This window comes from Actinoplanes palleronii, assembly GCF_016862315.1.
Lineage (GTDB): Bacteria > Actinomycetota > Actinomycetes > Mycobacteriales > Micromonosporaceae > Actinoplanes > Actinoplanes palleronii.
The window spans coordinates 52,139-72,875 of record NZ_BOMS01000134.1; the positions used below are offsets into that span (position 1 = coordinate 52,139).

Consider the following 20,737-nt stretch of genomic DNA (forward strand, 5'->3'; position numbering starts at 1 on the left):
TGCGATCTCTCACTGACGTCGGGGAGACATAACCCTCGGCCAATCCCGGCAACAGCCCTCGATCGATCATCCCCGCACTCCGGGAAGGCCGATCGGGGGCTGTTGGTATGCCGGCGCGCTATTCCTCAGGAGCGCGGAGCATGAGCCGAATCATAAAGCGAACGCTCGTTCTTGACACGGGGCACTGCCGCCTCCAGACTCAAAAACGAACAGTCGTTCGCTAAGGAGAAGCTCATGTCCACCCAGGTACAGCCCGAGACCACCACGGCCACGCCGTCGCCCTGGCCGAGGGTCGCCGCCGCGGTGGCTCTGCTCACCGTGATCATCAGCGTGCTGCTCACCGCGTTCGCCTGGCCGTCGGTGCACTCGTCGCTGCACGACGTGCCGATCGCCGTGGCCGGCCCGGCCGCCGCGGCCGACCAGGTGATCGCCACCCTCGACACGAAGATGCCCGGCGCGTTCGACGTCACCCGCGTCGCCGACAGCGCCGCCGCCGAGCAGCTGATCCGCGACCGCGAGGTCTACGGCGCGATCGACCTCAGCAGCGGCACCCCGCACCTGCTGACCGCCTCGGCCGGCAGCGCCTCGATCGCGCAGTCCCTGCAGGCCCTCGGCACCGCTCTCGCGCAGGCGCAGGCACCGGGCAGCGGCCCGGCGGTCACCACCCGCGACGTCGTCGCCCTGCCCGCCGACGACCCGCGCGGCGCCGGCCTGTCCGCCGCGGCCCTGCCCCTCGTGATGGGCGGCCTGCTCACCGCGGTGCTGCTCACCAACCTGCTGCGCGGCACCACCCGCCGGGTCACCGGCGCGCTGACCTTCGCGGTCACCGGCGGGCTGGCCATGGCCGCGATCCTGCAGTTCTGGTTCGGCTCGATCGACGGCTCCTACCTGGCCAACGCCGGCGCGATCGCCCTGACCATCGGCGCCATCTCGATGACCCTGCTCGGGCTGGAGGCACTGTTCGGCTACCCGGGCTTCGGGCTCGGCGCGGTGCTGATGATGCTGGTCGGCAACCCGTTCTCCGGCCTCACCAGCGCACCCGAGATGCTGCCCGGCTGGGGTGGCGCTTTCGGTCAGCTGCTCCCGCCGGGTGCCGGTGGACAGCTGCTGCGCTCGACCGCGTTCTTCGACGGCCACGGCGCCGCGCACGCCACCGTCGTACTGATCTCCTGGCTTGTTCTTGGTGTTGTTCTCTGCCTGGTCAGCGGAGTGCGCGCGGGTCGCGCCCGCACCACCGCCCCGGTGACCGGCGCCGCATCCCCCGCTGTCACCCCTGCCACGGTCTGAGTGATTTGCCCGAGGTGGGGGTATGCAGCAGCGAATGATCAGAGCAGCGCACTCATGACGGTGTCCCTCGACTCGGCCCAGCCTGCCGAGGACGGCGCCGCCGAGCCCGGTGCCGCCGCCGAGCCCGGTCGCAAGCGCCGCTGGGCCCGGCGCGCCGCCGTCGCCGCGGTGATCGTCCTGTTCGCTGTCGAGCTCGTTCTCGGCTGGTCGTCGCTGTCCTCGGCGCTCGGCCAGCTGAGAGCGCCGCACCTGGGCTGGCTCGCCGCCGCGGTGATCGCCGAGCTGGCGGCGATGGGTACCTACGCGCGAATGCAGCACACCCTGCTGCGCTCCGCCGGGCTGAAGGTGCCGCTCTACCGCAACATCGCGCTCGCCTACGCCGCCCACTCGCTCAACGAGACCCTGCCGGGTGGCCCGGCGTTCTCCACCAAGTTCAACTTCCAGCAGATGCGCCGCTTCGGCGCGACACCCGCGGTCGCCGCCTGGTGCATCGCGCTGTCCGGCATCCTGTCCACCACGGCACTCGCGGTGGTCACCGTGGTCGGTGCGCTCTTCGCCGGCGGCACCCCGCACTGGTACGGACTGGCCGCCCTGGTCACCGCCATCGCCCTGCTGGTGTTCGGCGTCCGCCGGGTCAGCCGCCGCCCCGCCGCGCTGGAGCCCGCGACCCGGGCGGTCCTGGCGCGGTTCAACCGGCTCCGCCGCCGCCCCGCCGAGCAGGGCCTGGACAAGATCCGGCACTTCGTCGGCCAGCTCGGCGCCGCCCGCCTGACCCCCGGCCGTGGGCTCGCCGCCGCGGTCTTCGCGGTGCTCAACTGGGGGCTCGACGCCGCCTGCCTGTGGATGTGCGTCCGGGCGGTCAGCGACGCGCCGGTCAACGCCGTCCAGCTGCTGCTCGCCTTCTGCGCGGGGATGGCCGCCGGCACCGTGACCCTGGTCCCCGGTGGGCTCGGCATCATCGACAGCGCGCTGATCCTCGGCCTGGCCGGCGGGGGAGTGCCGACCGGCACCGCGATCGCCGCCGTCGTGCTCTACCGGATCATCAGCTTCGGCTTCATCATCGGCGCGGGCTGGATCACCTGGCTCGTCATGCGCCACCGCCACCGCACGGCGTGACGAAGACCCGGCCCGGGTACTGCCTTTTCCATGACTCCCCGCCCGGTCCGTGTCCTCACGGCACTGTTGATCGCCACGGCTGTGGCCACCGTCGTGGTCGAGGTGCTCAATTTCTGGTACGCACCGGAGCGCGGCGCCGGCTTCGTGGTGCGGACGGGCTGGGCGCTCGTTCGTACCCTCGGGTGGTTGATCTTGATCTTCCAGGTCCGCCGGGCTCGGGCCACCGCCAAGCCGCTGAGTCTGATTCTGACCATGACCACGCTGTTCGCGGTCGGTCGCCTGATCGTCCCGTCCTCGGGCCGCCCGGCGCTGCCCGGCCTGATCAGTTTCGGCGTGCTCGCGCTGCTCTGCCTGACCGTGGTGGTGCTGCTCCACCGCCACCCGGGCATCGACGCGCACCTGATCCACCAGCCGCGGCGACCGGTTCTGACCAGGGAGGGCCTGAGCCTGCGGGAGGCCCCGCCGAGCGACCCGTGGGTGCTGACCGCCCGGCTGGCCTCGTTCAGCTACAGCCCGTTGATGCTGGTCCCGGCCCTGACCGCGGTCGGCACGCTGCGGCACCGCCCGGAGTGGACCCTGGCCGTGATCCTCTGGATCCTGGCCGGCATCGCGGTGAGTTACGTGGCCCTGCTGTCCGCTTATTTCATCGGCCGGGGCAGCCACCGCGCCCGCGCCGCATTGACCTCGACCACGCTGGCGGTGCTGGCCTTCGACCTGCCGCTGTGCTGGATCCTGCTGGGCGAGGACGGCTTGATCCGCGACGGCGCGCCCTTGGTGGTGGCGGCCGCCATCACCGTGTACGCCCTGCGGCGAGCCGCCCACACACCCGCCCGAGCCGCCGTGTAGCCCGGCGGGCTCGAGGTTGCTGTGTGGGGACTTTGGGTGCGCTCCGCGCCGTAACTTCACACGGTTGTTGGGTGGGGTTTTTGGGTGCGCTCGCGGCCGGTCAGCGGTCGTAGGAGTGTGGACCGCCGAGCCAGTAGCTCAGATATTCGGACTGGACGTCGCCGGTGAGCAAGTCGGCCAGTGTGGTGGCGAATCCGGTTTCGTACCGTTCCCAGAGCGGTCCCCGCTCCTTGAACATCACGGGCCAGTCGCCGTGCCGGGCTTGACGTGCCAGAACAGGAAATCGCCGTTCCCGGTGTGCCCCCAGGAGATCAGGTCGTCGCCGGGCTCGAACCATGCGGGAATGTCTTCCCGCTCCGGGTTCCAGTGCGACGCGTCACCCAGGTGCCAGTCCCGCCGCCAATTGCCCCGGCCGAAGAACTCCGCGCCGACACACTCGTGGGCATACGAGTTGTGCTCGGCCAAGTTCGCCCACTCCTCGGGTGCGTCGCAGGCGCACACATGGACGTGGTCATCGACCGATCCCGGGCCGTAAGCGTCGATGAATGCCTTGTAGTCGCCGGGCAGTGTGACGCCGAGTTCGGTCTCCACCGCTGACCAGTCCCTGCGCTCCTCGGCCTGATCGGCCAGGGGTGGCAAGCCCAGGATCTCCGCCAGGTGCGCGGCAGCCTCGGCCGGTGTCCGGTGTGATTCGGCGCGGTCCGCGACGGTGCGTTCACCGGACACGGTGTCGTCCGGCCGGAGCAGGTCACCGCCGGTGCCGCTCACGACTGCGTACGACTCGGTGAGCTCGACGACGACCAGGTCCACGTCGCGCGGCTGCCGGCCGGACTCGTTGCAGGCAAGGTGGAAGCGTTCACCTGGCTCTGCCCAGCGCCGTCGGTGATAATCCGGCTCGCCGTCAAGCCGCCACCCGTCCGCAACGGCTTCGACGGAATCGATGGAGAACGCGAAACGCTCAATACGCACGACCAGCATTTTGCACGCCCTTGAGGACATGGTCCGTACCGCGGTGCTACGTCAACTGTGTCGTCTGCCCGCCGGCCGCCGGTAGATTCCGCGCGTGGACCGTGATCACCTCCTGAGCTTGTTGGATCCGAAGGACGAGGTGCTGGCCGCGTGTCGGCGAGCGGTGCTGTACGGCAGGCGGTGGCGGGTCTACTCGACGCCGGTGCCGGCTCCTGATCTGGTGTGGATCTACACCATCCGGGAGGCGCAGCTGCGGGAAGCGGAGACTGCGACGCTCGGCTTCACCTCGGCCCTCGAAGCCTTACGGTCGCTCGGCAACAAGGCGGTGTGTCTCGGGTACGCGGTGGGCGCGGACAACCCGCCGTATCACTTCCAGCTGTTCCTCAACCACGACTCGACGGCCGTCGTGGCCTGCCTGGGGTTCGCACTGCCCGATCGTTAATCACCGCAGGCCGCGGGTCAGGACACTGCGGCAGTTGAACTCATTGACCTCGACCACGCCGGCGGTGCTGGCTTTCGCCCTGCCGCTGTGTCGTTGACCGCACGGTTCGTGACCGTGAGGCATGAATAAGTGATTTATTCGGCTTTCACCTCGTCTTCACTCTTGTGGCTCATGCTTTTTCGCCTTTTAAATGCGTGTCTTGATACTCGAAATATTCGTCGCAGTGCTGATTAAGCTGGTGGGCGTGACGCTGATCGCGGCGGATTGAGGCGGCTGGGCCGTCGGTCCGGAGCGAAGTATCTGACGAGTTTCATGCCTCTCCTGACGAGTCACTTTCCCTGCCCGTCACGCCCTGTGCCGACTGTTGGCTCGGAGGGTTGGTCAGCGACGCCCAAGCACGTTTGATCGCGGAGGCGACCTCGCGCCTCGAAAATTCATCAACTCCGGTAACAAAAATTAGATGGGCATTGTGTAATCCGGCGTTCCGTGCGCGGCGGGTGAACCACCTTTTCAGGACGGCTTCATATTCGCTTCCCCGCCTTCCGCTGGCAATGAATATAAGTCCACCGAGCTCCATGCCGGCAAGACGAGCGACGCTTTCCTCGACTTTTGTTCTCAGATCGAATGCCGCACTGCCGATGATGACTTTTTGTGACATGGACGAGTTTCTGGTGCTGCGCATTTCTATTGCGCCGCAAGGGCTTTCCGCTGTGCTTTCTTTCCTGGCTTCGAACCGTAGATAAGAAGGAAGTGCTCCCTGAATTAGGTCTTCGAATGTCGCTTCGAAGGTGTCCGGACTGGGTGCTGCTTCCGCCTCAGCCTCCGATCTTGCAGCCCGCTTTTCGCGAAGATCCACTTCTACGGCATCGATCGTAGGACGGGGAACGCCCTCGCCTTCAAGTGTTTCGAGGACTTCTTCAACGAATTCGACGCCGGATACGCCCACCCTTTGAGGCAGGTAGCCGCCGATGCCGACTAATAGGATAAGTCCGCCGATGATGGTCAGGGTTGCGGCACCTGTCTGGCCTTCGCGGACGAAAATGGCGACTATTCCTGCGCTGATTACCGTGGCGCCCACCAGGCCGATCAGGGATCTTTGAACGTTACTAAGCTTGATCGCCCGACGGTTTTTCGATGGCTCTCCTTGCTCTGACCTATTCATAAGCGGATCCTATGAGGGGTCGAGGCGCAAGAATCTGCCAATTGGGATGTTTAGTCCTTTTTTGTGGTGCATAGAAGTCCGAGATTTGTCGTCTGATTTGACATGTTTGACTCGATCCCGGTTGAGGCCATCGGCCCCATCACCGTGCCGTGATCTAGATTGGCCTCAGTCGACATCGGGGGGTTGTGTGACGGTTTTCGGGTGCCGGGTCTGTGGGGCCGCGCTGACGGTCGCAGTGTCGAGGGTGGTGCTTCCGGTCCACGCGAATCAGAAGGCCGGTGGCGCGCAGGGTTCGCTCGATCCGGTGCTGGAGCCCGGCACGTTCGCGGTGGATCCGCTGCCGTTGGGGCCGCCGCGGCGACGGTGGGACGAGCTCGGCGCCGGTGAAGCCGAGGCGCTCGGCTGGTACGCGCCGAGACCCGGCATCTCGGGCGGACCGGCCGGCCATGTGCTGCTCGCCCCGGGGGACGTCCACGGCGCCGTCATCGACCTGGCGCTGGTCCTCGACTCCCGATGCTGCGGTGTCGCCGGCGACGTACCCAACATGGTCTGTGCCGCCTGCCGCGCGCCGGTGGCCATCCGGATCGACGACTGCGGGCTGTGGCAGGCGGTGTGGCTGGATCCGGTTGCGACCCGGGTGATCGAGGACGGTCCGGGCCCGTACCCGGTGCTCGGCTGGACCGATCTGCTCGCCCAGCGGCCCGGCCTGGCTCCGTCCGAACCGTACGGTGGCTGGCATCCGATCTGGACGGCAGCCGTCGCCTCGGCGCTGGCGCATGTGCTGGCCGCCTCGGGCGGCGCCCCGATCCTGATTCCGGACCATCGGGTCGCCGCGATCTTCCGGCCCGTCCTCGACCGTCTCGGCCCGGCCGGCACCGGGCCGGAGCGCACCCTGGTGCTGGCCGGCCCCGGTCTGCTGGCCGTCGAGGGCGATGTCGTCCTCGTCCCGGAGCATCCGCAGACCGGCGAACTCTGGCCGGTGGCCCCGCCGGCGACACCGATCCCGCTGGCCTGGGAGGTCTGGCGGCACCTCGCGTTTTACCGCGATCCGAAGCCGGTCGGGCGGTCGGTCCCGATGCTGCCGGAGGCCCTGCCGGAACAGATCCCGGGCTATCGGCTCATGCCGGACGGCCAGATCTTCCTCGGCGTGCTGTCCCGGCTGCCCGAGGTCCGGCAGCCCTGGCTGCGGGCCGTCTACGACCGGGGTCGCTCCTATAGCTACGCCTACCTCGCGTTCTGACCTGCGGCCCGGAAAAACTGTCAGGGGTCGCCGTTAGCATCTCGCGCATGAGTTACGGGATTGCTGCCTACGCGGTCGACATCAAGAAGGTCCGAAGTCAGGTCGGCAGCGGCGACGCCGAGCTGGCGGAGCAGTATGCGGCCAGTTTCCCGGAGCACCGGCAGCACGTGCAGGAGCACGTCAACGAGCTGCGTGGCGACGACACGGTCACGCTCGCCGACATCGCCCGGCAGGTGATCATGGGTGAGCCCTACGACGAGCGGCTCGGCTCGGCGTATGGCTATTTCCTCGAGCACCTGTGCGACCGCACCGGCGAGCGGCTGCACGACCACGGGTTCCCCTCGTTCTCCGGTTGGGACTATCTGCGGGTGGTCGACGAGGCGCATGAGAGTGCGGGCCTGCTCGCTCCGGGTTTCTCCCTGGAGGGCCTGATCTCCAGCGGCTCGCCGGTGCCGCTGCCGCACGCCGACTTCCCGGCGATCGGGCACATGTTCAACGCCGAGCTGCTCGCCCCGGCCGACCTGCTGGCGACCGCCCCCAACACCAGCCTGAACGACGACGAGTTCGGCAGGCCGTCGTATGCGTTGTTCCAGTGGCTGGCCTACTCCGAGGGGGAGGGCGTCGACCTGGTCACCTTCTACTACTGATGCCGATACCGGCCGGCGGACATGCCGTATTCGCGTTTGAAGGCGTTCGCGAAGGCGTAGGCGGAGCCGTATCCGCTGCGCTGCGCCACCGCGGACAGCGGCAGGTCGGTCGTCTGCAGCAGGCGTGCCGCCAGCGTGAGCCGCCACCAGGTCAGGTAGGTCAGCGGCGGCTGCCCGACCATCGCGGTGAACCGGCGTGCGAAGGCGGCCCGCGACAGCCCCGCAAACGCGCCCAGCGACGCGACGGTCCAGGCCTCGGCGGGGCGTTCGTGCACGGCTCGCAACGAGCGCGCGATCACCTCGTCGGTGAGGGCCGTGCACCAGCCGGTGGCCTGTGACTGGGCGCGTTCGCTGAGACACGCGCGGATCAGGTAGACCAGCAGCACGTCGAGCAGGGCCGGCAGCACCACGTCCCGGCCGTACATCTGCTCGTCGAGCTCGCCGCGCACCAGCTCGATCGAGGCGTGCAGGTTCGGGTAGCGGTCCGGCCGCGAGGGCAGACCGACCAGGTCGGGAAGATCGTGGAACAGCGGGTGCGGGCGGGCCTGGTCCATCCGGTAGGCGCCGGACAGGAACCGGGCCGCGCCGTCGGTGGCGTTCACCAGGGTGTGCGCGGTGCCGTGCGGCACCAGCACGGCATCACCCACCTGCAAGGTCACGGCCGCGTCGCCCGGCCCGGTCACCCGGACGCACCCCGCGGTGACCACGTAGCACCGGGCGCCCTCGAAAATCGGCGCTGCCGCCTGCCACCCCGGATCCGCGACCTCCAGCGACAGGGCCGGCCGCCCCACCCGCATCACGCCGATCACGTCGCTGAGCAGGTCCATCACCGGATCGTCCCCCACCGGCTCAACCCTCGGAGAACGCCGCCCACTGCTTGATCAAAAAACTTCCCTGCGATCGTACGATCTCAGCGGCCCCAGCCCCGCCCAGATGCGCCGGCACCACCAGGCTGTTCGTCGCCGCTGCCTGCTCCAGAACCCGTCGGCGGGCCCGGGTCGCCTCGGCCTGGTCCTCACTCACACAGATCTCGTGATCCGGCTCGATCAGCTGGAGCGGGGTGTGCACGATGTCGCCGACGAACAGCGCCCGATCCGTGCCGGACTCGAGCCGCAGCACCGCCGAGCCGGGTGTGTGCCCGGCCGCCGGCTGCAGCACCAGGTTCTCGTCGACGCGGTGACTGTCGCCCTCCCACAGCACGACCTGCCCGGCCTGATGAACCGGCCGGACGCTCTCCTCGAACATCGCCCCGGTCGCGGCGGCGGAGTGGAACGGCGACACCGGCACGTGGCCGTTGTCGGGATTCCAGTAGTCGAAGTCGACCCGGCTGATCAGGTATTGCGCGTGCGGGAACGTCGGCACCCACACTCCGTCGACCAGCCGGGTGTTCCACCCCACGTGGTCGCTGTGCAGGTGCGTGTTGACGACGAGGTCCACGTCCTGCGGCCGCACGCCGGCCGCCGCCAGCCTCTCCAGGAAGTCACCGCCGGTGTCGAGCCCGTGGCCCACCCCGGTGTCGACCAGCACGGTGCGGCCGGCGCTGCGCAGCACCCAGGTCTGCACGGTCGTCTGCCACTCGCGGGTTGCGGCGTCGAGGAAGTCGGGCGCGAGCCAGGACTCGTGCCGCTGCCACAAGTCGGCGGGAACGGACGGGAACAACACGTCGGTGGCGCCGAACGCGCCCTGCCACTCGACGACCCGGGTGACCTCGACATTACCGAGAACGATTGTCTGCACCGGTCGACCGTAAGCAGCACCGACGAGACGCGAAATGCTCTGCCGTCTCTGCTGTTTAAGCCAGCGTCTCGGCGGGCTCGCGCGGGTCCGTTTGCTCATCCAACGCTCATCGGCTCCCGGCACGATCAGAACCAGGCGCTACCGGCGCCCACTCACCAGGAGGACAGATGGACCTGCAGCTCACCGGCAAGACCGCGTTCATCAGCGGATCCAGCCGCGGCATCGGCTACGCGACCGCGAGGGCACTGGCCGGCGAGGGCGTCGACGTGGTGCTCAACGGCCGGGACCCGGCGCGACTGGCCGACGCCGTCGCGGCGTTGCGCCGCGAGGTGCCCGGCGTCGCGGTCAGTGGCCTGCCCGCCGACTTCGCGGTCGCCGGCGACGTCGACCGGCTGTGCGATCAGCTCCCCGGCGTCGACATCCTGGTCAACAACGTCGGGCTCTTCGAGCTCAAGGCGTTCGACCTGATCTCCGACGACGACTGGCGGCGCTACCACGAGGTCAACGTGCTCAGCGGGGTCCGGCTCGCGCGGCGGCTGATGCCGGCGATGCTCGAGCGCGGGTGGGGCCGGATCGTGTTCGTCAGCAGCGAATCGGGCGTCAACATCCCGGCCGACATGATCCATTACGGTACGTCCAAGACGGCGATGCTCGCGGTCGGCAACGGCCTGGCGAAGCTCACCAAGGGCACCGCGGTGACGGTCAACTCGGTGCTGGGTGGCCCGACCTACTCCGACGGCGTCGCCGGCACGGTCAGGGCGCTGGCCGCCGCGCAGTCGCTCCCCGAGGAGCAGATGCGGGCGGCGATCATCGGCACCAACCAGACGTCCCTGCTGGAACGCTTCATCGAACCGGACGAGATCGCCAACGCGGTCACCTTCCTCGCCAGCCCGCTCGCGTCAGCCATCAACGGCTCCGCGATGCGCGTCGACGGCGGCGTCCTGACCACGCTGCTGTGATCCGGAGTTTCGTGGTCACCTCTTGACGCACGCCGATGTGAGCCAGTAAACATCTACCTGGATCCTATAGGATCTACGAAAAGGAGCGCCGGTTAGGAGGGAGCCCCATGCCCGTCATCACTCACGCCGAGGCGTACCTGGTTGATCTGGCCGTGGAAACCGTGCGCACCGACGCGCTGCAGACGTTCGTCAAGCAGGAGACGATCTTCGTGCGGATCGGCACCGACGACGGCGGTGAGGGGCTCGGCTACAGCTACACGATCGGCACCGGCGGGACCGCGGTGCTCGCGCTGCTGCGCGACAACCTGCTGGCCCGGCTCCCGGGGCAGGATCCGCACCGGGTGGAGGCGGTCTGGCGGGATTTGTTCCTGACGACGAAGGCCACCACGGTCGGCCCGATCACCTCGCTGGCCCTGGCCGCCGTCGACACCGCGCTGTGGGATTGGCGCTGCCGCGCCGCCGGGCAGCCGCTGTGGGTCCTGGCCGGCGGCGCCAAGGACCAAATTCCGTTGTACGACACCGAAGGCGGCTGGCTGCACCTGAGCACCGAGCAGCTGGTGACCGGCGCCCGGGCCAGCCAGGCCGCAGGCTGGCCGGGCATCAAGATGAAGCTGGGCCGGTCACCGGCGCAGGACGCCGAGCGGCTCGGCGCGGTACGCGCGGCGGTCGGCGCGGACTTCGACGTGATGCTCGACGCGAACCAGTCGCTGACCGCCGCCGACGCGATCCGCCGCGCCCGGCTGCTGGAGCCGTACGACCCGTTCTGGTTCGAGGAGCCGCTGCCCGCCGAGGACGTGGCCGGGCACGAGCAGGTCGCGGCGGCCACCTCGATCCCGATCGCGGTCGGCGAGTCGCTGTACGCCGCCGGCCAGTTCGCCGAGTACGTGCGGCGCGGCGCGGCCGGCGTGATCCAGGTGGACGTGGCCCGGGTCGGCGGCATCACGCCGTGGCTCAAGGTCGCCCACCTGGCCGAGGCCGCGAACCTGACGGTCTGCCCGCACTTCCTGATGGAGTTGCACGTCAGCCTGTGCTGCGCGGTGCCGAACAGCCGGTACCTCGAACACATCCCGCAGCTGCGCACGATCACCCACGACGAGATCACGGTCGTCGAGGGCCACGCGCTCGCCCCCTCCGCACCCGGGCTGGGCATCGCCTGGGATCACGACGCCATCGACGACCGGAGAGTCCAGTGAGCGGGATGAATCCGACCGAGCGGGTACGGCTCGGCCGCACCGACGTGTCCGTCACCCGGCTCGGGCTGGGGCTCGCGCCGCTGGGCGGGCTGTTCGAGCCGGTCGGTGACGAGCAGGCCCGGCAGACCGTGGAACGCGCGTGGGAGCTGGGACTGCGCTACTTCGACACGGCGCCGCTCTACGGCACCGGCCTGTCCGAGCGGCGCAGCGGCACGGTGCTGGCGGGCAAGCCACGCGCCGAGTTCGCGCTCTCCACCAAGGTGGGGCGGCTGCTGCGCGGCGGAGGCGCCGACACTCAGGACATCTGGGCCGAGCCCACCGACGTGACTCCGGTCTTCGACTTCAGTGGTGACGGCGTGCTCAGTTCGTACCATGAGAGTTTGATCCGTCTCGGTCTTGAGCGGGCGGACATCTTGCATCTGCACGATCCGGACGACCATCTCGATCAAGCGGTGACCGAGGCGCTGCCGGCGCTGGTCCAGCTGCGCGAGCAGGGGCGGATCGGCGCGGTGTCGGTCGGCATGAATCAGGCCGGGATGCTCACCGACCTGGTACGCACCGGGCTGCTGGACGCGGTGCTGCTGGCCGGGCGGTACACGTTGCTCGACCAGTCCGGCGGCGCCGAGCTGCTGCCACTGTGCGCCGAGCGGGGTGTCGCGGTGATCGCCGCCGGAGTGTTCAATTCCGGACTGCTGGCCGATCCCCGGCCGGGCGCCCGCTACGACTACCTGCCGGCCGACCCGGCGCTGCTCGATCGGGCCCTGGCGATACGCGCGGTGTGCGACCGCCACGGCGTGCCGCTGCGCGCCGCCGCGATCCAGTTCCCGGCCGAGCACCCCGCGGTGACCTGCGTGCTCGTGGGCGCGCGCACCCCGGCCGAGGTCGAGGACGCGGTACGGATGGCGGCCACCCCGATCCCGGCAGCACTCTGGACCGACCTGCGCGCCGAGGGGCTGCTCGCATGATCATCGATGCGCACCATCACCTGTGGACCGCCGACTACCCGTGGCTGCAGGACCCGTCGCTGACCCGGATCCGCCGCGACTACACCGTCGACGACCTGCGCACCGTCATCCGGGGCGCGGGCGTCGGCCGCACCGTACTGGTGGAGGCCGGCCGCTGCACGGCGGCCGAGACGCGGTCGTTCCTGCGTCTCGCGCAGCAGACCCCGGAGATCGCCGGTGTGGTCGGCTGGGCCGCGCTGACCGATCCTGATCTGGCCGCGACCATCGCCGGGCACCGGGCCGCACCGGGCGGGGACCTGCTCGTCGGCATCCGCGACCAGGTGCAGGCCGCGCCGGACGACCACCTGGACCGGCCGGACGTGCGCGCCGGGCTGGCCACGGTCGCGGCCGCCGGTTTGGTCAACGAGCTGGTGGTCCGCAGCGCGCAGCTGCCGTCGGTGGCCCGCGCCGCCGCGGCGCTGCCGGAGACCACCTTCGTCCTCGACCACCTGGGCAAGCCGCCGATCGCCGCCGGGGAGTTCGACCGGTGGCGCGAACTGATCACGCCGGTCGCCGCCCGGGCGAACGTGGTCGCCAAGCTGTCCGGCCTGGTCACCGAGGCCAACTGGGACACCTGGACGCCCGAGGACCTGCGCCCCTACGTGCAGGCCGCGGTCGAGCTGTTCGGCACCACTCGGCTGATGTTCGGCTCGGACTGGCCCGTCCTCGGGGTCGCCGCAACATATGCGCAGGTCAAGGACGTCCTGGCCGAGCTGCTCGGCGGCCTGCGCGCGGACGTCTTCGGCGGCACCGCGATCGACACCTATCACCTGGAGCTGATGTGAAGTACCTGCGAGTCGGTCCCGCCGGGCACGAGCGGCCGATCGCCGAGAGCGGCGGCCGCTTCTACGACCTGTCCGCGGTGACCGCCGACATCACCGGCGCGTTCCTCGCCGCGGGCGGCATCGCCACCGTCGACGGCCTGCCCGACATCGACATCTCCGGTGAGCGCCGCGGCGCGCCGATCGCCCGGCCGGGTGTGGTGCTCTGCGTCGGGCAGAACTACGCCGCGCACGCCGCCGAGTCCGGGGCGCAGCCACCCGCCGAACCGATCCTCTTCTACAAGGCGCCGAACACCGTGATCGGCCCGGACGACGACATCCGGCTGCCGCGCGGCTCCCGGCGCACCGACTGGGAGGTCGAACTGGGCGTGGTGATCGGCAAGACCGCCCGCTACCTGGACTCGCCCGCCGACGCCGCCGGGCACATCGCCGGCTACGTGCTCTCCAACGACGTGTCCGAACGTGAATACCAGCTCGACCGGTCCGGCGGGCAGTGGTCCAAGGGCAAGTCCTGCGAGACGTTCAACCCGCTCGGGCCGTGGCTGGTCACGCCGGACGAGGTCGGCTTCCCGCTGCGGCTGCGCTCCTGGGTCAACGACGCGCCCCGGCAGGACTCCAGCACCGCGGACATGATCTTCGACGTCGGGTACCTGATCTGGCACCTGTCCCAGTTCACCGTCCTCGAACCCGGCGACCTGATCAACACCGGGACACCGGAGGGCGTCGCGCTGAGCGGCCGGTTCCCGTACCTCGGTGCCGGCGACGTGGTCGAGATGGAGATCACCGGGCTCGGCCGGCAGCGCAGCGTGGTGACCGAGTGAAGATCACGGCGGTCACCTCGCACGACATCCGGTTCCCCACCTCCCGGGATCTCGACGGCTCGGACGCGATGAACCCCGACCCGGACTACTCGGCCGCGTACGTGATCCTGCGCGCCGACAACGGCCTGGCCGGACACGGGTTCACGTTCACCATCGGGCGCGGCAACGAGATCTGCCGGGCGGCGATCGACGCGCTCGTGCCGTTCGTGATCGGCCAGTCGATCGACGACCTCGGCGAGTTCGCGCGCCGGCTCACCCACGACTCGCAGATCCGCTGGCTCGGCCCGGAGAAGGGAGTCGTCCACCTGGCCGCCGCGGCGCTGATCAACGCGGCGTGGGACCTGGCCGCCAAGGCCGCCGGCAAACCGGTCTGGCAGTTGCTCGCCGACATGACCCCGCAGCAGGTCACCGACCTGGTCGACTGGCGCTACCTGAGCGACGCGCTCACCCCGGCCGAGGCGATCGACCTGCTCGAAGCGGCCCGCCCCGGCCGCGACGACCGGATCGCGTTGCTGCGCGAGCACGGCTATCCGGCGTACACCACGTCACCGGGCTGGCTCGGTTACAGCGACGAGAAGCTGGTCCGGCTGGCCGGTGAGGCGGTCGCCGACGGCTACACCCTGATCAAACTCAAGGTCGGTGACAACCTCGAGGACGACATCCGCCGGTTGCGGCTGGCCCGGGGCGCGGTCGGCGACAGCGTACGGATCGCGGTCGACGCCAACCAGCGCTGGGACGTGGCGCAGGCGGTGGAGTGGATGACCGCGCTCGCCCCGTACCGGCCGTGGTGGATCGAGGAGCCGACCAGCCCCGACGACGTGCTCGGGCACGCGGCGATCCGGCGGCAGCTCCGCCCGGCCGGCATCCGGGTGGCGACCGGCGAGCACGTACAGAATCGCATTGTCTTCAAACAGCTGCTGCAGGCCGACGCGGTCGACGTGGTGCAGATCGACGCCTGCCGGGTCGCCGGCGTCAACGAGAACGTGGCGATCCTGCTGCTGGCCGCGAAATACGGCCGCCCGGTCTGCCCGCACGCCGGCGGGGTCGGCCTGTGCGAGCTGGTCCAGCACCTGTCGGTCTTCGACTTCGTCGCGGTCTCCGGCTCCCTGCAGGACCGCACCATCGAGTACGTCGACCACCTGCACGAGCACTTCCTCGACCCGGTGGTGATCCGCAACGGCGCCTACCAGCTGCCCACCGCACCGGGCTTCTCGGCCGAGATCCGCCCCGAGACCCTGCACCGCTTCGCCTATCCGGACGGGCCGGCATGGGCCTGACCACTCGAAAGGGTCCTCCATGACATCGTTCACCAACCTGGTCGCGGTCGTCACCGGCGGCGGTTCCGGCATCGGCGCGTCAGTCACCGCCGAGCTGCGCGCCGGCGGCGCCCGGGTCGGCGTGCTCGACCTCAACCCCGGCGACCCGGCCGACGGCCTGCTGCCGGTGATCGCCGACGTCGGCGACCGCGACTCCCTGACCGCGGCGATGGCCGCCGTGGCCCAGGAGTTCGGCGGCATCGACATCCTGGTCAACAACGCGGGCATCAGCGCGGTCGGCGGCATCGACACCAACGACGACGACGAATGGCACCGCGTCCTGGACGTGAACGTGATCGGCATCGCCCGCGCGACGACGGCCGCCTTGCCGTATCTGCGCTCCTCCGCGGCCGCCTCGATCGTCAACGTCTCGTCGATCGCGGCGACCGCTGGGCTGGTGCAGCGGGCGCTGTATTCGGCGTCGAAGGGTGCGGTGCACGCTCTGACCCTCTCGACCGCCGCGGACCTGGTCGGCGAGGGCATCCGGGTCAACTGCGTGGCCCCCGGGACTGTGGACACGCCGTGGGTGGAACGGCTGCTGGCCCGCACCGACGATCCGGTGGGGGAGCGCGCCCGGCTGTCCGGCCGTCAGCCGATCGGCCGCCTGGTGACGGCCGCGGAGGTGGCCGGCGCGGTCGCCTACCTGGCGTCCCCGGCCTCCGGCGCCACCACGGGCATGTCCCTGGCCGTGGACGGGGGAATGTCCGGCTTGCGACTGCCCCCGCCGCGGTGATTCCTTCGTACCAAAGTGGGGTTTTGATCTGGTCGTGGTGATTTCCGGGAAGCTACGATCGCTTAGCCGTTGGCTTCGGAGGGAGTATCGCGCCAATTGAGCTGCTTGCCGGAGTTCGATCCGACGACTGGGTGTCTCCCGCCTGGTCGGTACGCGGCTTCCCTGGACGAGCTAGGGTCGATGCCTACGTGGTCCGGCTTCCGGAGCCCCGGCCAGTGTCACAGATGCTTCCCGTATTGCTGACTCAGGCCGACGCCACCTCGTTCAGAGATATCGGCCTGTACGACGAAGTATGGCAGCGAGTCAAGGTGACCGCCGGGCACGGAATTCCGGGCACGCCGCGCCGGGGATACGTGGAGGTGCTGCTGTGACACCGACCGTTCCGGTGCCTGAGTTGCCCGATCGTGATGCCGCTCGTGAGTGGATGAGGCAGATACGGAACGCGCTCCCGCATGAGGCTCGAGAAACGTCAACTACGCCGGAGGAGTTCGCCGACGTTCAACGAAGGCGGCTCCTGGATGCCGCCGGGGAGCATGCGGACGCAGGTGTCCGGCGACGTATAGAGGTTGCCCTCACTGGGGACGTTACGGCCGATCACTCGGTGCCGGTATCGACACTGGGTCCCTTCCTCAGCAACCTTCAAGAGTCGATATCGGCTGTGGCGCAAGCGCTCGCCGGGCGCCCGACCAGTGTCGCCGCCATTCCTCGCGAGATTCGGGAGGCCACGACGCTCAGTGCCGTGGCGACCTTTCCATCGTCGTTCGGTGTGGCTATGTATGGGCCTTCCACCGATGTGGAAGAAAGCGGCCTGCTCGCCGACTGGGTAGGAGAATTCCGGACGATCCTGGATGAAGCTGTGGAACGAGTGTTGGACATCGTCGACCTGTCCGAAGGCGCCAGCCTCTCCGATGAGCTGCTGACTGAACGACTTGCTCCGCTCGGGCCGCGGTCGATGAAACATATCGGCGCCTTGACGGCAGGGCTCAATAGCGCTGGAGTCGGCATGCGGGTGGCCTGGTACGCCCAGGGCCGACAGGCCAGACGTAGCGATTGGAGCACGTCAGGCGTTCAGCGGGTTCGGTATTTGTGTGAACACAGCGAGTTCGCCGAAGCGCAGAGGGTTACCGTGGCAGGTTTGCTCGGCTCGGCCAGTGCATTCCGCAGCAAGGTGGAAATCAGGACCGAAGACGGCGAGATCATTCAGGCCAGTACGGGCGAGGAACTCACGGGTCACCTGGAACGGCATTTCAACAAACGAGTTGAAGCCGACATCGAGGTGACTAAGGTCAGATTCTCCGGTGGGCGCGAGCGGACTATCAACAATATTCTTGCGCTGCGCAATATTTGAGGTCGCCAGCCCTCGGCTGACAGTGGAGGGGCATGTCGTGCCCGCGACTGCCCCGCCGCGGTGATTCCTTCGTACCGAAGCGGGGTTTTGAATCTGGTTTGTGGTCGTCAGTGGGGGGCGGGTTGGGGTTTGGCGGTGTCTCGGTCGGCGATGGCGGCTTTGATGCGGCGGAGGGTGCGCAGGGCTTTCTTGGCCGCGGTGCGGACTTCGCCGTCGAAGACGGTTGTGCCTCGGTCGGTGGCCATCAGGCGTTCCAAGGTCGGGATTGCCTGGTCGTCGCCGGTTGAGCCGAGGGCCACGGCCGCCCAATAGCGCCGGTCCGGGTCGGGGCTGTCGGCGGCGGTCAGCAGGCGGGGGACGACCTCCGGGGTGAACAAGGCCAGGGTGCTGGCGATGTAGCCGATCCGGGGGAACTGGCGGTGCTCGAACTCGTACCAGAGGGCTTCCAGCGCCGCGTCGCCGCCGATGTGGGCCAGGGCGTCGGCGGTTCGCTGGCGAAGCCAGTCGGCCTCGTCGCTGAGCAGCGGGCGCAGCGCGGGAACTACCGAGGCGTCGCCCAGAGCGGACAGCGCGGTCACCGTCTCGCCGCGGACCAGCCACTGCGGGTGGTCCAGGAGGGTGACGAGCTGGGGTACGGCGGCCCGGATGCCCATGGCGGTGCAACCCATGACGGCCCAGGCCTGGCAGTTGTAACGGGTGTCGGCGAGCGCGGCCAGCAGCGGCTCCTGCAGGCTCGCGTCCGCGAAGACGTCCGCGTGGTTCATCGCCCGCGAATACAGCGAGCGGTGGAAATCCCGGTAGTCGCGGACGAGCGCGTGCAGTGCCGCGATCGCCGACTCGTCACCGTGCGTGCGGGCCCGGTCGAGTAGAACAGTGAGGTGGGCTTCGCGGGTCTCGAGAGATCCCGATCGAAGGCCCTGCAGGTCAGCGGGATTCACCGCCCGAACCATACGCGCCACGGCTCGCCGGTCGTGCGGGTGGTTGGTTGCGGAAGGGGACGGCGGGGTACCGCCAGGGTCATGACGGAGTACGGAATCCATGCCTCGCACGAGCAGATCCCGCCCGCCGACCTCCTCGCCGCGGTGATCGCGGCGGAACGGCACGGCTTCGAAGCCGCGATGTGTTCCGACCATTTCTCGCCGTGGAGCAGCCGGCAGGGTGAGTCCGCGTTCGCCTGGTCGTGGCTGGGTGCGGCGCTGCAGGCCACGAACCTGTCGTTCGGTGTGGTCAACGCTCCGGGACAGCGCTATCACCCGGCGATCATCGCGCAGGCGATCGGGACGCTCGGGTCGATGTTCCCGGGCCGGTTCTGGGCGGCGCTGGGCAGCGGGGAGTACAGCAACGAGCACATCACCGGCGGGCCGTGGCCGCGGAAAGAGGTGCGGGAGGCGCGGCTGCTGGAGTCGGTGGACGTCATCCGTTCGCTGCTGGCCGGTGAGGAGGTCACCCGGGACGGGTTGGTCACCGTGGACCGGGCCAAGTTGTGGACCCGGCCTGCCGAGGCGCCGGCGTTGATCGGGGCTGCGGTGAGCACGAAGACCGCGGCCTGGTGCGCGGGGTGGGCTGATGGGCTCGTCACCGTGAACGCGCCGACCGAGCAACTGCAGGCGATGATCGCGGCGTATCGGGATGCGGGTGGCAAGGGGCCGGTTTGCCTGCAGGTGCATCTGAGCTGGGCGCCGACGCAGGACGAGGCCGAGGCGATCGCTCATGACCAGTGGCGCAGCAACGTCTTCCGGCCGCCGGTCTGCTGGGACCTGGAGACGGTCGAACAGTTCGACGTGATCGGCGAGAACGTCACGATCGAGCAGGTGCGCGAGGTGGTGAACGTTTCGGCCGATCTCGAGGCGCATGTCGAGTGGCTGCGGGGGTACGCGGCGCTCGGCTTCGACCGTATCTATCTGCATCACGTCGGGCAGGATCTGATGCCGTTCATCGAGACGTTCGGGGCCAAGGTGTTGCCGGCTTTGCGGTAGCTGTACATGAGGCGGAGGCGGAATCAGCCTCCGCCTCATGGCTCTGAGCACGACCCAGCGGTTTCCCTGCTGCAGACGGCCTGGCTTGCCGCCCACGACGCCTCGCCGCACGCACCGGACCGCGCCCGGCATGGTGCCGGCCGTCAGTTGCGGGCGTTGCGGAAACGCTCGACTATCGCGGCCAGCAGGTCCATTTCGGCGGCCAGTGCCGCCCGTCCGGCCGGAGAGATCGCCGCCCAGGTGCGTGGCCGTCTGCCCTCGTGTCCCTTCTCGATCGCGATCAGCGACTGACCGGCGAGGGTCTCCAGGTGCCGCCCGAGGTTGCCGTCGGTGAGGCCGAGCAGCCGCTTGAGATAGGGGAAATCGGCACGGCCCGCCTCGTCAAGCACGGCGAGCAGAGCGAGCCGGGTCTTCTGGTGCACCAGCTCATCCAGCTCAAGCGCAGGATGCGACGCCGGCTCGGAAGCGGGAAGCGACTCAGGAACAGCAAGCGCCCCGGACTCGGGACGTCGCAGCGGAGCGGCCGGCGCCCCCGGCTCGACCAGCGAGGGGGGCCGCTGAGTGTGCTCGATCATGCGATGGTCCGCTCGCGTCCGCGCCACACGAGACCCAGCACGATCAGCGCTACCCCGCCGGCACCCATCACGAAGGGGTGCAACCAGCCGCCGGGCACCGGGCCGTCGAAGGCCCACCCGGCGATCATCACGGTGCCGATGATGCCGGACCGGACCGCGAGTGGCCGGTTGCCCTGCCGCACAGCCAGGACGGTCAGCACTGTCGCGGGCCAGAGCAGTAACTTTGTGAACGGGAAGAACCACACGGTGCTTCCGGCGAGGACGACCGCCGCCAGGAGGACGGCCGCTTTCCCATACGAGAAAGGACCCGCACCCACACCCGTGCGCCCGCGGCGCATCCGGTCCATACCGGTCAGCGCGAGAAGCGCGACCAGCGTGCACAGCGGCCAGTAGAGCGGCAACGGCACGAACGCGTAGCTGACCGTGCCGTCATAGACGGCAAAGACCGTGATCGCCACGCCGAACACCAGGAGCGGCCCGGAGGTAGCCCGGCGCGTGGCACGCACGCGATCGCGCAGCTGATCGAGCTCACGGCGTTCATCGAACGAAACACTCTCCATGAGGGAGAACTCTGCCATGGAGAG

Annotated in this window: 24 protein-coding genes; 16 read left to right on the forward strand and 8 right to left on the reverse strand. The window is 69.2% G+C overall.

From position 1 onward, the window contains the following. Positions 1-234: 234 nt before the first annotated feature. From Apa02nite_RS39690 to Apa02nite_RS39700, 3 genes are read left to right on the forward strand one after another with little or no spacing between them, the layout of a single operon-like run. Positions 235-1,287, forward strand: a complete 1,053-nt coding sequence (locus Apa02nite_RS39690; RefSeq protein ID WP_203829649.1) for a hypothetical protein — start codon at positions 235-237, stop codon at positions 1,285-1,287. Positions 1,288-1,341: 54 nt separating this feature from the next. Beyond that, positions 1,342-2,403 carry a lysylphosphatidylglycerol synthase transmembrane domain-containing protein gene (locus Apa02nite_RS39695; RefSeq protein WP_203829650.1) on the forward strand — a complete coding sequence of 354 codons (1,062 nt, stop codon included), beginning with the start codon at positions 1,342-1,344 and terminating at the stop codon, positions 2,401-2,403. 30 nt (positions 2,404-2,433) lie between these two features. Then, the gene (locus Apa02nite_RS39700) at positions 2,434-3,249 is read left to right on the forward strand and encodes a hypothetical protein (RefSeq protein ID WP_203829651.1); all 816 of its coding nucleotides are present in this window, start codon (positions 2,434-2,436) and stop codon (positions 3,247-3,249) included. 100 nt (positions 3,250-3,349) lie between these two features. Here Apa02nite_RS39700 and Apa02nite_RS51485 read toward each other — a convergent pair whose 3' ends face one another. Together Apa02nite_RS51485 and Apa02nite_RS39705 are read right to left on the reverse strand one after the other, a co-directional pair. Next, positions 3,350-3,490: a hypothetical protein gene (locus Apa02nite_RS51485; RefSeq protein WP_239164864.1), complete on the reverse strand. Its 141-nt coding sequence runs from the start codon at positions 3,488-3,490 to the stop codon at positions 3,350-3,352. Beyond that, entirely contained in the window at positions 3,487-4,227 is a 741-nt protein-coding gene (locus tag Apa02nite_RS39705) for an SMI1/KNR4 family protein (protein WP_239164865.1), read from the reverse strand. Before Apa02nite_RS39705 ends, Apa02nite_RS51485 begins: the two co-directional genes overlap by 4 nt. Positions 4,228-4,312: 85 nt before the next feature. Between Apa02nite_RS39705 and Apa02nite_RS39710 the strand changes: the two genes are divergently transcribed. Further along, a complete protein-coding gene (locus tag Apa02nite_RS39710) occupies positions 4,313-4,660 on the forward strand; it encodes a hypothetical protein (protein ID WP_203829652.1) in 348 nt (115 codons plus the stop codon). Positions 4,661-4,970: 310 nt separating this feature from the next. Here the strand turns inward: Apa02nite_RS39710 and Apa02nite_RS39715 are convergent, their stop codons facing one another. Continuing rightward, positions 4,971-5,822, reverse strand: coding sequence for a hypothetical protein (locus Apa02nite_RS39715; protein WP_203829653.1), 852 nt, complete (start codon positions 5,820-5,822; stop codon positions 4,971-4,973). A gap of 187 nt (positions 5,823-6,009) precedes the next feature. Here Apa02nite_RS39715 and Apa02nite_RS39720 point away from each other — a divergent pair, with 187 nt between their 5' ends. Together Apa02nite_RS39720 and Apa02nite_RS39725 are read left to right on the forward strand one after the other, a co-directional pair. After that, a complete protein-coding gene (locus tag Apa02nite_RS39720) occupies positions 6,010-7,062 on the forward strand; it encodes a hypothetical protein (protein ID WP_203829654.1) in 1,053 nt (350 codons plus the stop codon). Positions 7,063-7,109: 47 nt separating this feature from the next. Beyond that, the gene (locus tag Apa02nite_RS39725) at positions 7,110-7,709 is read left to right on the forward strand and encodes a DUF7691 family protein (RefSeq protein ID WP_203829655.1); all 600 of its coding nucleotides are present in this window, start codon (positions 7,110-7,112) and stop codon (positions 7,707-7,709) included. On the opposite strand, the gene Apa02nite_RS39730 is transcribed toward Apa02nite_RS39725, so the two are convergent. Both Apa02nite_RS39730 and Apa02nite_RS39735 read right to left on the reverse strand, forming a co-directional pair. Further along, positions 7,703-8,554, reverse strand: a complete 852-nt coding sequence (locus Apa02nite_RS39730; RefSeq protein ID WP_239164867.1) for an AraC family transcriptional regulator — start codon at positions 8,552-8,554, stop codon at positions 7,703-7,705. The two genes, Apa02nite_RS39725 and Apa02nite_RS39730, sit on opposite strands and share 7 nt — an antisense overlap. Positions 8,555-8,558: 4 nt before the next feature. After that, the gene (locus tag Apa02nite_RS39735; protein WP_239164868.1) at positions 8,559-9,446 is read right to left on the reverse strand and encodes an MBL fold metallo-hydrolase; all 888 of its coding nucleotides are present in this window, start codon (positions 9,444-9,446) and stop codon (positions 8,559-8,561) included. 167 nt (positions 9,447-9,613) lie between these two features. On the opposite strand from Apa02nite_RS39735, the gene Apa02nite_RS39740 reads away from it, so the two are divergent. The 9 genes from Apa02nite_RS39740 (at position 9,614) to Apa02nite_RS39780 (ending at position 17,602) form a co-directional block, all read left to right on the forward strand. Then, entirely contained in the window at positions 9,614-10,405 is a 792-nt protein-coding gene (locus tag Apa02nite_RS39740; protein WP_203829657.1) for an SDR family NAD(P)-dependent oxidoreductase, read from the forward strand. A gap of 107 nt (positions 10,406-10,512) precedes the next feature. Further along, on the forward strand, positions 10,513-11,598 hold the full coding sequence (locus Apa02nite_RS39745; protein WP_203829658.1) for a mandelate racemase/muconate lactonizing enzyme family protein: 1,086 nt from the start codon (positions 10,513-10,515) through the stop codon (positions 11,596-11,598). A 5-nt stretch (positions 11,599-11,603) separates the two neighbouring features. Beyond that, the gene (locus tag Apa02nite_RS39750) at positions 11,604-12,563 is read left to right on the forward strand and encodes an aldo/keto reductase (protein ID WP_203829659.1); all 960 of its coding nucleotides are present in this window, start codon (positions 11,604-11,606) and stop codon (positions 12,561-12,563) included. Further along, the gene (locus Apa02nite_RS39755; RefSeq protein ID WP_203829660.1) at positions 12,560-13,387 is read left to right on the forward strand and encodes an amidohydrolase family protein; all 828 of its coding nucleotides are present in this window, start codon (positions 12,560-12,562) and stop codon (positions 13,385-13,387) included. Before Apa02nite_RS39750 ends, Apa02nite_RS39755 begins: the two co-directional genes overlap by 4 nt. Further along, positions 13,384-14,205, forward strand: coding sequence for a fumarylacetoacetate hydrolase family protein (locus Apa02nite_RS39760; RefSeq protein ID WP_203829661.1), 822 nt, complete (start codon positions 13,384-13,386; stop codon positions 14,203-14,205). The genes Apa02nite_RS39755 and Apa02nite_RS39760 overlap by 4 nt, the downstream gene beginning before the upstream one ends. Continuing rightward, complete coding sequence (locus Apa02nite_RS39765; RefSeq protein ID WP_067692204.1) at positions 14,202-15,482, forward strand: enolase C-terminal domain-like protein; 1,281 nt, start codon at positions 14,202-14,204, stop codon at positions 15,480-15,482. Before Apa02nite_RS39760 ends, Apa02nite_RS39765 begins: the two co-directional genes overlap by 4 nt. Positions 15,483-15,501: 19 nt before the next feature. Continuing rightward, positions 15,502-16,254 carry an SDR family NAD(P)-dependent oxidoreductase gene (locus tag Apa02nite_RS39770; RefSeq protein WP_203829662.1) on the forward strand — a complete coding sequence of 251 codons (753 nt, stop codon included), beginning with the start codon at positions 15,502-15,504 and terminating at the stop codon, positions 16,252-16,254. A gap of 224 nt (positions 16,255-16,478) precedes the next feature. After that, a complete protein-coding gene (locus Apa02nite_RS39775; RefSeq protein ID WP_203829663.1) occupies positions 16,479-16,625 on the forward strand; it encodes a hypothetical protein in 147 nt (48 codons plus the stop codon). Continuing rightward, complete coding sequence (locus Apa02nite_RS39780) at positions 16,622-17,602, forward strand: hypothetical protein (protein ID WP_203829664.1); 981 nt, start codon at positions 16,622-16,624, stop codon at positions 17,600-17,602. The genes Apa02nite_RS39775 and Apa02nite_RS39780 overlap by 4 nt, the downstream gene beginning before the upstream one ends. Before the next feature lie 107 nt (positions 17,603-17,709). Here the strand turns inward: Apa02nite_RS39780 and Apa02nite_RS39785 are convergent, their stop codons facing one another. Then, positions 17,710-18,540: a HEAT repeat domain-containing protein gene (locus Apa02nite_RS39785; protein ID WP_203829665.1), complete on the reverse strand. Its 831-nt coding sequence runs from the start codon at positions 18,538-18,540 to the stop codon at positions 17,710-17,712. Positions 18,541-18,621: 81 nt separating this feature from the next. Here Apa02nite_RS39785 and Apa02nite_RS39790 point away from each other — a divergent pair, with 81 nt between their 5' ends. Further along, entirely contained in the window at positions 18,622-19,578 is a 957-nt protein-coding gene (locus tag Apa02nite_RS39790) for a TIGR03885 family FMN-dependent LLM class oxidoreductase (protein WP_203829666.1), read from the forward strand. Positions 19,579-19,721: 143 nt separating this feature from the next. Here Apa02nite_RS39790 and Apa02nite_RS51490 read toward each other — a convergent pair whose 3' ends face one another. Both Apa02nite_RS51490 and Apa02nite_RS39800 read right to left on the reverse strand, forming a co-directional pair. Continuing rightward, positions 19,722-20,000, reverse strand: coding sequence for a transcriptional regulator (locus Apa02nite_RS51490; RefSeq protein WP_239164869.1), 279 nt, complete (start codon positions 19,998-20,000; stop codon positions 19,722-19,724). 149 nt (positions 20,001-20,149) lie between these two features. Then, positions 20,150-20,731: a hypothetical protein gene (locus Apa02nite_RS39800; protein ID WP_203829668.1), complete on the reverse strand. Its 582-nt coding sequence runs from the start codon at positions 20,729-20,731 to the stop codon at positions 20,150-20,152. Between the last annotated feature and the right edge of the window lie 6 nt (positions 20,732-20,737).